General features: G+C 65.3%; 9 protein-coding genes. 5 read left to right on the top strand and 4 right to left on the bottom strand.

The window, feature by feature from the left end:
* On the bottom strand, nucleotides 1-2,151 hold the full coding sequence (locus VT03_RS32410) for a hypothetical protein (protein WP_156514937.1): 2,151 nt from the start codon (nucleotides 2,149-2,151) through the stop codon (nucleotides 1-3).
* A 334-nt stretch (nucleotides 2,152-2,485) separates the two neighbouring features.
* On the opposite strand from VT03_RS32410, the gene VT03_RS32405 reads away from it, so the two are divergent.
* Together VT03_RS32405 and VT03_RS32400 are read left to right on the top strand one after the other, a co-directional pair.
* Nucleotides 2,486-2,704 carry a hypothetical protein gene (locus tag VT03_RS32405; protein WP_075096836.1) on the top strand — a complete coding sequence of 73 codons (219 nt, stop codon included), beginning with the start codon at nucleotides 2,486-2,488 and terminating at the stop codon, nucleotides 2,702-2,704.
* A 22-nt stretch (nucleotides 2,705-2,726) separates the two neighbouring features.
* Complete coding sequence (locus tag VT03_RS32400; RefSeq protein ID WP_075096835.1) at nucleotides 2,727-3,980, top strand: L,D-transpeptidase family protein; 1,254 nt, start codon at nucleotides 2,727-2,729, stop codon at nucleotides 3,978-3,980.
* Between the two features lie 448 nt (nucleotides 3,981-4,428).
* On the opposite strand, the gene VT03_RS32395 is transcribed toward VT03_RS32400, so the two are convergent.
* Nucleotides 4,429-5,037 carry a superoxide dismutase gene (locus tag VT03_RS32395; protein ID WP_075096834.1) on the bottom strand — a complete coding sequence of 203 codons (609 nt, stop codon included), beginning with the start codon at nucleotides 5,035-5,037 and terminating at the stop codon, nucleotides 4,429-4,431.
* A 236-nt stretch (nucleotides 5,038-5,273) separates the two neighbouring features.
* Between VT03_RS32395 and VT03_RS32390 the strand changes: the two genes are divergently transcribed.
* Both VT03_RS32390 and VT03_RS32385 read left to right on the top strand, forming a co-directional pair.
* Nucleotides 5,274-6,020, top strand: coding sequence for a glycosyltransferase family 2 protein (locus tag VT03_RS32390; protein WP_075096833.1), 747 nt, complete (start codon nucleotides 5,274-5,276; stop codon nucleotides 6,018-6,020).
* 382 nt (nucleotides 6,021-6,402) lie between these two features.
* Complete coding sequence (locus VT03_RS32385; RefSeq protein WP_075096832.1) at nucleotides 6,403-7,848, top strand: hemolysin family protein; 1,446 nt, start codon at nucleotides 6,403-6,405, stop codon at nucleotides 7,846-7,848.
* Between the two features lie 122 nt (nucleotides 7,849-7,970).
* Here the strand turns inward: VT03_RS32385 and VT03_RS32380 are convergent, their stop codons facing one another.
* Complete coding sequence (locus tag VT03_RS32380) at nucleotides 7,971-8,462, bottom strand: hypothetical protein (protein WP_075096831.1); 492 nt, start codon at nucleotides 8,460-8,462, stop codon at nucleotides 7,971-7,973.
* A 311-nt stretch (nucleotides 8,463-8,773) separates the two neighbouring features.
* Between VT03_RS32380 and VT03_RS32375 the strand changes: the two genes are divergently transcribed.
* Entirely contained in the window at nucleotides 8,774-10,006 is a 1,233-nt protein-coding gene (locus tag VT03_RS32375) for a hypothetical protein (RefSeq protein WP_075096830.1), read from the top strand.
* A gap of 396 nt (nucleotides 10,007-10,402) precedes the next feature.
* Here VT03_RS32375 and rho read toward each other — a convergent pair whose 3' ends face one another.
* Nucleotides 10,403-11,875: a transcription termination factor Rho gene (gene rho, locus VT03_RS32370; protein WP_082846696.1), complete on the bottom strand. Its 1,473-nt coding sequence runs from the start codon at nucleotides 11,873-11,875 to the stop codon at nucleotides 10,403-10,405.
* Nucleotides 11,876-12,195 lie beyond the last annotated feature (320 nt).

Below are 12,195 nucleotides of genomic sequence, written 5' to 3'. Positions count from 1 at the left end.
CTAGTTCGCCGCCGGCTGGTCTTCGACGATTCGCGGGCAGACGAGGATCACGACTTCCTTGCGGGAGCGCGAGGCGTTGTTCGCCGAGGCTCGAGCAGCAGGATGGCCGGCGACGACCTGAGCGGACGCCGATTCCATCCGGACCCCCGCCAGGACGACGGTGCATCCTGACTGAACGGTGACGGACGCCTTGCGGGCGAGAGACGATTCATCGGCGTGAGAGGCCGCGCCTCCCTGCTGGACTGCAGAGGAGTTCAGCACCAGCTCAACCCGCTCGTCGTCCAGGGGCTTGGCAATGATGTCGACGCTGTCTCCGGCGTTCTCGAAGGCGACCGTCGCGACGTCGCTCCGCGGCGATTCGAGGATCAGGTCCCGCAGCCGTAGCACGGCCTGGGAGTCTGAGGCGACCCGCATCCGTGGGGCGGCGAGCTCGGCGATCGGCAGCGTCGTCTGGAAGGCGGTCACGAAGTCGGAAGGCCGGCCGCGGAACTGCGCGAGGTCCCAACCTTCGCCCCGCGTCGACCAGGTCGGCTCGGCCAGGATGCACTCCGGCCCGAGGATTTCCGTTCGCGTGTGCCGCCGTCCGCACTTCGGGCAGACAGGGGCCTTGGGACTGGTCTGGGCCATGAGATCGTTCAGCGACTGCCGCACGCCGCGCTCGGCCCGGTCCCGCAGCTCGACGCTGAGAACCTTGACTTCGATCTCCACGGCGGTCCGCGGAACATCGGTGACGGCGAGGTACTTCGCGACGGCTGAGAGAGTCGGTTCCGCGTCGCGGACGATCAGGGAGGTCCGCAGGATCGCGGGATCGAGGCTCAGCTCGTCGCTCGAATCGAGGATCGCTCCGTCCGGCGAGAGCATCGTGCGGACGATCGGCTCGGCCACGGCGCGGGAGAAGTGCCGCAGGCGGAAGACCTGGGTTCGAAGTTCCGGCGTTCCGGCGGCCGGCGGAGTGATGAGCGAGAGCGGCGCGGCGACGACTTCAGGGACGGCCGCAGGCTCCACCGGGAGGGGAACGGCGGGGGCCGGAAGGTCCATCGGTTCCACCGGAAAAGCTGGCGCCGGTTCGATCCGGACGAATCGTCCCTCCTGGCGGATCGTCTTTCCGTACGCCGACACGAGAGACGCGATCGCGTCCTGCGCCGTGACGTCGGACAGCGTTGCGTTGACCGGAACGTCGAGGTCGGGCGGAGAAACGACATTGAGCCCGGCCCGCGTGGCGATCGTCTGCAGCGCCGTCGGCAAACGGGCGTCGACCAGGTGAATCGTCCAGGTCTCGGAGGCCGACCCGGGTGTGACCGAGATCGGTCCGGCCGGTTGCTGTTCCAAGACCGCCGCCTGAAGGCTGGCTTGTTCTTTGAGTTCCTCGATCCGGGCCACGGTTTCGGCGTGCTGCGCGGCCATGGCCGTTTGAAGATCGCGAATCGAGTCGCGAAGCCCCTCGACGGCGGGAGCCGTCTCGAGCTCGGCGAGGCGGCGGCGGATCCGCTTCAGCTCGCGGGTCTGTTCAGACACCTCGACCCGGCTCAGGTCGTCGAAGGCCCGCCGCAGGTCGCGAAGCTCGGTCTTCAACCCGTCGGAGTCGAGACCGATCACCTGAACGAGCGGATGGGAACGGTCTTCCACCGCCGGCGGCTTCGCGCGGGAGGCAGGCGTTGCGGAAGCGGATTGCTCTGCGGGAGCCGGCCCATTCTCCCGACCCGGAAACGGACGAGTCTCCACGTCTGCTGTGCGTCCGGCCGCCGCCGTCGGTTCTTCGACGAATGCGAGCTGCGGATCGGGAACGGGGCGGGCGTGGTCCGTGTGGGCCGTCGGGTGATCGTCGAGATGTCCGGCAGAGTGCAGCGGACGCTGGAACGTCGGCGGGTGAACTCCTCCCGCGGCGTCGCCGAACACCCCGGGCTGCGGGTCGTTGGCGGCGAGGCGGCGGCCGTCGATCGCCGGGCGGTTCCCGGCGTTGGCGGATGGCGGGACGAAAGCGAATGCCGGGGGCGGGACTCGCTCGCTCACGCTGCCGGCCGCGACCCCGGCGGGGACGTGACCGGGCGACATCCACAGGAACGCCGCGGCGCCGGCGGCCGCGAACGAAACGACCGCGCTGAAGAGCATCACGCGGGCAGCGGGGCGAAAGGGATTGTGGGGTGACGTCACGGCACGGGTCCCGGAACAGGAACCGGCCGCGGGACGACCGGGGAGACAATGCTCCTGCTTCCGACCTCTATCGGCACCGCGCGCACTGCGGATTGAAAACTTCAATGATTTTCGAAAGAACCGGCCAGACCGCGCCATCGGCTCAGATTGCCCAGAGGCGTGACAAGAGGAGCCGGCGGCGGCCTGCCCGCAGAATCTGCCGCTCCGGGGTCGCCCCAGGGGACTCTCCTCAGCCAATCGAGCGATTCCTCTTGTTCCGCCCGTTCCAGCGTGAGTAGGGTCCGGCGCCACTTCGCTCTCCCGGCGAAGCGACTGGTTCTGCCGAGAACGTCCTATGGCTCTTTCCCGCCTCTTCGTTGCCGCCGCGATCGCCCCCCTGTTCCTTGTGAGCGGCGGCTGCACGGCGTTGAAGCCTGAGAACCTCTGGAAGCTGAACCGCGGCACGGAATCGATGAACGAAGAAGCGTACTACTCGATTCCGGCCGACCCGTTCCTGGCTGAACCCCCGCCCCCTTCCGACTCTTCTCCCGCCGATTCCCGGCCCGCCGGATAACTCACCGGCCCAAAGGTGTCCCATGCGCAGAGCCCCCGTCAAGCAGCCCTGGCACACGTTTCCATTCTGGTTCTTCATCTTCTCCGGCGTCGGCCTGACGATCGCCTGGCAGCTCGAGGTGCTTCCCGGCATGTCGCCGAAGGGAGTCTCGACCGCCCGCGTCGATAAGGCGGACGAAGTCGATCTCGGCGCGAGCGCCGCGGTCGCGACGCTGGACCTTCCGGCCGACGAGGGAATCTTCGCCGGGCAGTCGGAGCCGGCTTCCTCGGCGACCGAGCATCCCATTCTTCCCCCGCCGGCCGACGCCCCGGCCGCTGTCGTCAGCCTGACAAAGGACCTCGTCCACGGCCCGCTCCCCGCTCCCGCCGCTGCCGACCCTTCAAACCCGTTCTCAACCGCCGCTCCGAGCTTCCAGTCGTCCGGAATCGGATTCGTCGCGACGGACGAAGCTCACCCGCCCCGCGCCATTCAAACCGCCAACGTCGACCCGCTCGATGACACGAGCGAAATCGTCACGCCCGCCGCCGCGATGGGCCGCAAGCAGGACGGTCTGACGCTCGCCTCGATCGAGACGGTCGAGAACGCCGAACAGCCGGCTTTCGACTTCTCCGAGATCGACGCTCTGCTCCGCGACGGGCGCGACGTCGATGCCAACTCTGAGCTGTCGAAGCTCTACTGGAAGCGTCCCGAGCTGCGTCCGCAGCTGGTCTCGCGGCTCAAGCCGCTCTCACACCGGATCTACTTCCTCGGCGACCAGCACTACATGGACGCCTACGAGGTCCAGCCCGGGGACGTCCTGCAGACGATCGCCAAGGGGTATCACGTCCCCTGGCAATACCTGGCCAAGCTCAACCGCACGCAGCCGGAACGGATTCGTCCCGGTCAGACGCTGAAGGTGATTCAAGGGCCGTTCTGTGCCGTCGTCGACCTCAGCGACCTGGAGCTGACGGTCCACGCTCACGGGCACTTTGTCGCCGTGTTCCCGATCGGTCTGGGTCAGGATGGACCCTCGCCGAGCGGCAAGCGGACGGTCAAAGAGAAGCTGGTCGACCCGACGTACTACGGCCGCGACAGTGTCGTCGAGCACGATGATCCGAAGAACCCGCTTGGCGAGCACTGGCTCGACCTGGGGGACGGCTTCGGGATTCATGGAACGCCCGATGCGTCGCTGGTTGGGAAGAGCGAGGGACACGGAGGGATTCGTCTTCGCGAAGCGGACGTCGCCGCGGTGTACGATCTCCTCGGCATCGGCTCGGAAGTCGTGATCCGTCCATAAGCGGTCCCGGCGGACGGGTGTGCGATGCGCACCAGGAGGTCATTCGCCAGCTGGGGTCAAGGGGGTCTCACCCCCTTGCCGCCAGAGGCACTTCCCTGAGGAACCGTGGGACACAACGGATGTCCCCTTTGTGGTACCAGCGTTGAGGACTCGCTCGCTCAAGGACGCTTGCTTTGCAATCCCCGCGGGTGGGTGAGGCTGCATCCGGCACGGTCTCCGCGCTTGGACACGTTCTCCTTCAGGCATCTCTCGACGGTCAGGCCTCCGGCGGGCAAAGGGCCCCAAAAAACGACACAGGCCCCTCTGCACTTCCCACCAGGGTGACCCTGGACCCGGTGGGCCAGCGTCGCTCGATTCAGCATCGGAAGCCGATCAGCCGGGCCAGCTGTTCGAGCAAAAAGGAGACGCGAGTCTCGACTCTTTGCTCGAACACCGTCCTCATCCGTGATTACTTGGCGGCGGCGAGGCGCTTGTTGACCTCGGCCCAGTTCACCACGTTCCAGAACGCCGTAATGTAATCCGGACGACGGTTCTGGTAGTTCAAGTAGTACGCGTGCTCCCACACGTCGAGGCCGAGGATCGGAGTCCGGCCTTCCGACAGCGGCGTGTCCTGGTTGGCCGTGCTCTCGACCACCAGCTTCCCCTTGTCGACCGACAGCCAGGCCCAGCCGCTCCCGAACCGCTTCGTGGCGGCGTCGTTGAACTGGGTCTTGAACGTGTCGAAGTTGCCGAAGGCTCCGTCGATCGCCGAAGCGACCGCGCCGTTCGGAGCCCCGCCCGCGTTCGGAGCCAGAACGGTCCAGAACAGCGTGTGGTTCGAGTGCCCGCCGCCGTTGTTGCGGACCACGGTCCGGATGGCTTCCGGAACCGAGGAGAGCTTCTTCATCAGGTCGTCGACCGGCAGGGCCGCCAGATCGGCGTGCCCTTCAAGGGCCTTGTTGACGTTGTTGATGTAGGCCTGATGGTGCTTGGTGTGATGGATTTCCATCGTGCGCGCGTCGATGTGCGGCTCGAGCGCGTTGTAGGCGTACGGCAGGGCGGGAAGCGTGTAAGCCATTTGGACTGCTCCTGTTCTGGTGAGTCGCGGCGGCTGATCGACCCCGCAATCTCAATACGTTCCGTGACGTTTGCCATTTTAGATGCCGCGCCGCGCGTCACAACCCACCGGACAGGCTCGACCGGACAGTTCCCACGATCTCCGAAGCCGGTCAAAACTCGCCAATTGATTCGCGGGAGGCCCCTCCTAGAATGGCCTCACCCGATCGCGCTCTGCTCTCCCAAGGACGAGTCACGATGTCCTATCGAGTTCTGACAGCCCTCCCGGTCTATAACGAAGAGGCCCACCTCATCGAGGTCCTCGGCCAGGTCCGGCAATACAGTCAGGACGTGCTGGTGGTGGACGACGGTTCGTCCGACCGGACGCCGCTTCTGCTGGCCGAGATGGACGGGATTCAGGTCATCCGGCACGAGCCGAACCAGGGTTACGGCGGCGCGCTGCGGACCGCTTTTGACTACGCGATCGCCAACGACTATGACGTGCTCGTCACCATCGACTGTGACGGCCAGCACCAGCCGAAGCTGATTCCGGAGATGGCGGCCCGAATCTTCCCGGCCGACCGGGAGGCGCCGGTCGACATTGTCTCCGGAAGCCGGTACCTGCAGGAGTTCGCCGGCGACAACGCCGCGCCGGAGGACCGCCGCCGGATCAATATGGAGATCACGAAGCAGCTCAACCGTTGCTTCGATCTGCACCTGACCGACACGTTCTGCGGCTTTAAGGCGTACCGCGTCGAGGCGCTGCGGAAGTTTGAGATCACGGAGCTGGGCTATGCGATGCCGCTGCAGCTGTGGATCCAGGCCGTTCGGCACGGGATGGTGATCGAGGAGTTTCCGGTGCCGCGGATCTATCTGGACGAGGCGCGGTCATTCGGCGGGGCTCTCGACGACTCGGCCCGTCGTCTCGCGCACTACCTGGAGATCATCCGGCGTGAAATGGCCCTGCAGCACGTCGATTGCGGTTGTCCGGGAAGTTCTCTCTGAGAGAGAGCATTTGTTGACGAGTGGTCTGCACCGGGGTCCAAGGGGCCACCCCTGGTGCGGGATGCAAGGGGCCTGTGTTGTTCTTTTGGCCCCTTGCCCGCCGGAGGCCCGGCCGTCGAGAGATCTCTGAAGAAGTGCGTGTCCAAACACAGACATCGTGCCGGATGCCCCCCTCACCAATCCGGGGGGATTCCAAAGCAAGCTGGGCGGGGTGAAGGCACGCTCACCGCTGGTTCCCGGAAGCGGGGCTCTGCGCAGATGGCTGTCGAACGGAATCCTAGCCACCAGACGGATTTCCGCTTGACTTCGCGTACCGCATCCCCGACCGTTGCGGCACGACTGCACCCGCGAATTCGTCGCCGGGTTTCACAGGACTGGGGCCGTGCCCGCCGCGATCCGCATTCCCGTGAACGGGGTCGGATTCCGGGAGCCGCCAGTGCTGGGTTTCGAGTTGATGATCATGGCGCTGATGATCGGCGCCAACAGCATCTTCGCCGCGTTTGAGATCGCGCTTGCGTCGATCTCCATCGCCCGCCTCGAAGCCCTCGTCCAGGAACATCGCCGAGGAGCCGCCGCGGCCCAGCGGATGAAGGGGAATATCGAGGGAAGCCTCGCCGTCGTTCAGCTCGGCATCACGCTGGTCGGAACGATCGCCGCTGCAACCGGCGGCGCCGGGGCGGAAGAGAGCCTCGAACCCTATTTTCGGAGCCTGGGCTTCTCCGATGGCTGGGCTCAGGTTACCTCCATGGCGGTCATCGTTCTCCCGCTGACGGTGGTGACCATCATCTTCGGCGAACTCGTCCCCAAGGTCTTCGCGCTCCGCAACAAGGAACTGGTCTGCCTGATCCTCTCGCCGTTCATGGAGTGGTTCGCGCTCATCTCCTGGCCGGCCGTGTGGGCCTTCGAGAATTCCGTTTCCGGGCTGCTCAAGCTGGGGGAGAAACTCTGGAAGAGGAAAGGGGCCGGCAGCTCGGACGAGCCGGTCGACGTCGCCCTCCAGGAACTGCGGGCGATCGCCTCGCTGGCCCGAACGTCGCGGCTGATCGGCGTCCGCGAGGAAGGGATCATCCTGAATGCCGTCCGGCTCTCCAAGACGCCGGTCCGGACCGCCATGCTCCCGGCGGACTACATCAGCATGCTGTCGATCAATGATTCGATCGCCAACTGCCTGATCGCCGCGCATCACGATATGCATACCCGCTTCCCGGTGACGGAGCGGAAGGACGATCCGCAGGGGATCATCGGCTACGCCAACTTCAAGGACATCGTGGCGACGCTCCGGCTGTCGCCGCATGAGGTCTCCCTCAAAGGGATTCTCCGTCCGATCTCGAGCATCCAGTCCGACGTCTCGATGGCGGCGGTGCTGGAGCGGCTGATCCACGAGCATCAGCACATCGCCCTCGTCCGCAATCCCCGCGGGGAAGTCGTGGGGATGATCACCATGGAAGATATCCTCGAGGAGCTGCTCGGGGAGATCCACGACGAGTTCGACCGTCTCCCGGGGCACGTCATCCCGGCCGGCAACTCTTGGGTTGTCGGTGGCGGAACGACGCTGCGGCATCTGCGGGAGGCGACCGGCATCGACCTGACCGACCCCGTCGCTCCGCCGGCGGGATCGCGGCCCACGACGACGCTGAACGACTGGATCCGGGCCCACCTGGAGCGCCCCGCCGACGGGGGGGAGGTCTTTTCGTCCCGGGGTATTTCGATCCTGGTCCGAAAAGTCCGCCGCAACCTCGTGCAGGAGGTCCAGCTCAGCCGCATCCCCGAGCCGACTCCTCCTCCGCCGGTCGAGGCCGATGCCGGTTCGGAGCCGCCTCCGCAATAGGCCGCGGGTTGCTAAACACCAAGGCGCGAAGGAGGCACCAAGAGCACAACGGGATGGCTCAAGGGCTGGAATCCTTCGTGCACTTTGTGCCTTCTTGGTGTCTTTGTGTTTAACTCAAGGCGTCACGGAGCACTCGCCAGCAGATCGTCGCAGAGCTTGTAGAGCACCTCGTGCGTCACCTGGATTGGCACGGGATCGCGTCCCGGCGTCCCTTTAACCGTCCGGAACCGCTTCAGGGAAAAGCATCCCGCTCCGGAGGCCGAGAGCATGATCTCGTAGTACCGGGTTCCGTCAGGGAGCTGGTCCGGCTTGACCGAGCGGATCAGGACCTGCCCCAGCGTCGGATCGAATTCCAGCGGCCCCAGGTTCTCAAGCAGGTAGCTGATCCGCTGCGAGAGCGTCTGGGCCCACTTCTGCAGGGCAGGGAACCCCTGGGTTTTCAGCCGCGGAATCTCGAGCCGGAGTTCCTCGAAGGCGCAGCTCATGGAGTCGACCGCCGTGAAATCGATTTCCAGCACCTCGCCGCCGGCGCCCGAGGTCCGGACGGTCTGGAGCCCGTTCTGCAGTCCGTTCAGACGGGCGAGCTCGCTGGCAAGGAACGGCTGAAGCGACATCGGCGGCTCTGGAAGGGCAGGTAGGACGGGCAATCTGTTTCGCCCAGGCAGACTTGGGCGACTTCAACCGGTTTCACCAGGCCGGTGTCCCCCGTCTCCTCAAAGTTAACATGTTCGGACGAAGAAAGTCTCCACGGGATCGAGCCGGAGTCGAAGTCAAAAAACAGGGGAGGTCGTCCCAGGCGCCATTTCGCCTTCACGAAACTCCGGAAGTCCTCCTAGAATCCCCGCCTCAATCCGACTGGATCGATGTTGGAGCCTGCTTTGTTGAGAGCGGCTCCTGTTTCGGCTGCGGAGCCGGGAGTATTGCCATGGAAGGCCGACGTCTGTTGCCCGTTGTCACGCTGGCGGTTCTGAGCTGCACGCTCACCGCTCTCCGGGCCGATTCCAAGCTCACGTCTTCGACCGTCCTGCGGGCGCTCGAAAAAGTTTCCGCTCCCTTGTGGCGTCCGACGCACGCCGAAGTCCGCAAGGCATACGGGAGCGACCTGACCGACTCCCGGCTGACCGTGGCCGCGGACCTCCTCGGCCCCGTCTCCCGCGACGCCCTCGAGCACCGCTTCGAGTGGACGATTGCGTCCGAGTCGCCGCAGTTCGTTGTCCTGCGGGCCATGCCCCGCGACAAGGCGGAGGCCCTGTTCGTCGGTCCGATCGAGCTCACCCTCTCCCGCGCCACGGGAGACATCGACGACCTGCGGTTCTGCGACCTCCCCGTCACGGTGGCGGACCGGAAGGAGCAGCACAGCCCGATCCGCCTCGTGTCGAACGTCCGTGTCGACCAGGTGGCGGCTGAGTCGGGGATCAGCCCCGAGCTCAATCAGGTCCTCGAGAAGTGGCAGAAGAGCACCGCCTCCATTCAGAACCTGAAGCTCTCGTTCGAGCGGTATCGTTACGACCGGGCGTTCAACCTCGAAACCCGCGCGGTCGGCCGGTTCGTCTTCGTCGCTCCGAACACCGGGATGTACCGCATCCAGCCGGCTCCGATCCCTGTCGGGACGGAGAGCAAGATCATCGGGACGGACGGCCAGCGGTTCACGCTCCGCACGGACGCCCCGGAATCGCTCGTGTGGGACGGGATGTCGGTGACGGTTGCCGATGACAAGTACCGGACGCTCCAGACGCTGGAAGTGCCGCGTCAGGACGCGGGGATCCAGCGGGTCGTCGGCTCGTGGGACAATGTGTGGGCCGGGATTACCCAGCCGCAGGTGGCTCTGCCGTGCGTCGTCGACGTCAATGTGAAGGACCTCAAGGAGCGGTTCCAGCTCAGCGTCCTGCGGGCGGACGAGCAGCATGTTGTCCTGCAGTGCCTCCCCGCCGAGCCGTCGGCTCGCCGGCAGCTCTCGGAGATGATGGTGATCATCGATCCGCAGACGCACCTGACGAAGGCGACGAAGTTCGTGGGGCCTTCGGGGGATCTGGAGATCGTCCACGTCTTCCTGTACGAGCAAATCAACCAGCCGGAAGTCGCTCAGAAGACCTGGGCACCGGAGCTGGGTGACTATCGGCGGATGGAGATGCCGCCGCCGGCTCCACCGGCCGAGTGAATCAGAAAATGAGACGAGGCCCGCTTCTGGCGGGCCTCGTTCGTTTTGGGTCAAACCGTGTCCCAGCCGGCACGGCTTCCATAGCTCAAACCCAATATGCCACGGCGGCTGGGGTCAAGGGGGCAACCCCTTGCCGCCGGAGGCGCTTCAATGAGGAACCGTGGTATGTAAAGGACACCCTTTTGTGGAAGCGGCGTTGAGGACTCACCGCTCGCTTTGGGATCCCCGCGGGTTGGTGAGGGGGCATACGACATGGTGTCCGCGTTTGGACACTCACTCCTTCAGATATCCCCCGACGGCCAAGCCTCCGGCGGGCAAAGGGGCGTTGCCCCCTTGCATCCCCCACCAGGGTGCCCCTGGACCCGGTGAGGTGCTGAGCCGCCGCCGCTTCGGCGCTCAGGTCAGATTCATCGTCATCAGAAACTCATCGTTCGACTTCGTCCGCCGCATCCGGCTCGTCAACAGTTCCATCGCCTCCACCGGATTCATGTCGTTCAAAACACGACGAAGAATCCAGACCCGCTTGAGCTCCTCCTCACCCATCAGCAACTCTTCACGACGGGTCCCGGAACGGTTCACATCCACCGCCGGCCACACCCGCTTCTCGACCATCCGCCGGTCCAGATGCAGCTCGGTGTTCCCCGTCCCCTTGAACTCTTCAAAGATGACGTCGTCCATCTTCGAGCCGGTGTCGACGAGGGCCGTCGCGATGATCGTCAGCGAGCCCCCTTCTTCCACCGCGCGGGCCGCGCCGAAGAACCGCTTCGGATGCTGCAGCGCACTCGCGTCGATCCCCCCGGAGAGGATCTTCCCGGAGTTCGGACATTCGGTGTTGTAGGCCCGGGCCAGCCGCGTGATCGAGTCGAGGAAGATCACCACGTTGTGGCCGTACTCGACCATCCGCTTGGCCTTCTCGGACACCATCTCCGAGACCTGGATGTGCCGGCTGGCGGGCTCGTCGAACGTGCTGGAAATGACTTCGCAGTTGGGCGCTTTGACCTGCCGCTCCATGTCGGTTACTTCTTCGGGCCGCTCGTCGATGAGCAGTACGATGACGTACACGTCCGGATGGTTCTTGAGGACCGCCTTCGCCAGCTGCTGCAGCAGGATCGTCTTGCCCGCCTTCGGAGGCGAAACGATCAGCCCCCGCTGGCCGAACCCGATCGGTGCGACCATATCGACCACGCGGGTGCTCATGTCCGCCGATTCCGAAGCGAGCGTCAGCCGCTCCTTCGGATGGAACGGGGTCAGGTCGTCGAACGGGACCTTGTCCGGCAGGACGTTCGGGTCCTCGCCGTTGATCGCCTCGACCCGCAGGAGGGCGAAATACCGCTCGTTCTCCTTGGGAGGCCGGATCTGGCCGGCGACGGTCGCCCCCTTGCGGAGGCCGAATCGGCGGATCTGGCTCGGCGAGACGTAGATGTCGTCCGGACAGGGGAGGTAGTGATAGTCCGGGCTGCGGAGGAACCCGAAGCCGTCGGGCAGGATCTCGAGCGTCCCCTCGCCGAACATCAGGCCGTTCATCTTGGTCCGCTCCTTCAGGATGCGGAAGATGAGGTCCTGCTTCTTGAGCCCCGTGTATTCGCTGACCTTCTCGTTGCGGGCGAGGTCGAGCAGCTCCTTCATCGTCATCCGTTGAAGGTTGGCGATGTTGATTTCGCTCTTCTTGACCTCCTCGTACCGGACGTCCGACGGGTTGTAGATGTCGGACAGGTCCTCTTCATCGTCCTGTGGAAGCTCTGAGCGGTCGATCGTCTGGGAGCGGGGATCGTCCGCGATGTCTCCGCCAAAGTCGTTCGGGTCGGCGCCGCCGCCACCTTCACCCGCGCGGCGGCGAATGGGAGGCGTGTTGCGGTCGAAGGAGCCCATTTCGGGACGGGGCGTGCGCGATCCGGAATTGGCGGGACGTGGCATAGCGGGAGGTAGGCGGGAGGGCGGAAGACGATGGGGAGCGAAGTGGCCGTCGTACCGGAGAGGAAGACGGCGTCAGGTGGGGCAGGCCGAGTCGGTCGAACTTGAAGGGATGCGGCAGGTGGCCACACAAGGAATGTTGCCCTTGACGTCCACAAAATGCAAGGACTCGGGGCGGGGCCCTCCGGAAACGGCGAGGCAATTCTCTGCCGGTTGAGGCCCCCGGAAGACTCGCCCGTCCGCTGGACAGGCAACACCCGCGCCGGAGATCAGGCCGC

The sequence above is a fragment of the Planctomyces sp. SH-PL14 genome (genome assembly GCF_001610835.1).
GTDB lineage: Bacteria > Planctomycetota > Planctomycetia > Planctomycetales > Planctomycetaceae > Planctomyces_A.
The sequence above is the reverse complement of the archived record's forward strand: the minus strand, read 5'-3'. Positions and strand labels throughout refer to the sequence as shown.

Excerpts from the sequence above, each read along its gene's own strand:
- VT03_RS32405 (WP_075096836.1), top strand. The coding sequence starts at position 2,486 with ATGGCTCTTTCCCGCCTCTTCGTTGCCGCCGCGATCGCCCCCCTGTTC.
- VT03_RS32400 (WP_075096835.1), top strand. The coding sequence starts at position 2,727 with ATGCGCAGAGCCCCCGTCAAGCAGCCCTGGCACACGTTTCCATTCTGG.
- VT03_RS32395 (WP_075096834.1), bottom strand. The coding sequence starts at position 5,037 with ATGGCTTACACGCTTCCCGCCCTGCCGTACGCCTACAACGCGCTCGAG.
- VT03_RS32390 (WP_075096833.1), top strand. The coding sequence starts at position 5,274 with ATGTCCTATCGAGTTCTGACAGCCCTCCCGGTCTATAACGAAGAGGCC.
- VT03_RS32380 (WP_075096831.1), bottom strand. The coding sequence starts at position 8,462 with ATGTCGCTTCAGCCGTTCCTTGCCAGCGAGCTCGCCCGTCTGAACGGA.
- VT03_RS32375 (WP_075096830.1), top strand. The coding sequence starts at position 8,774 with ATGGAAGGCCGACGTCTGTTGCCCGTTGTCACGCTGGCGGTTCTGAGC.
- rho (WP_082846696.1), bottom strand. The coding sequence starts at position 11,875 with ATGGGCTCCTTCGACCGCAACACGCCTCCCATTCGCCGCCGCGCGGGT.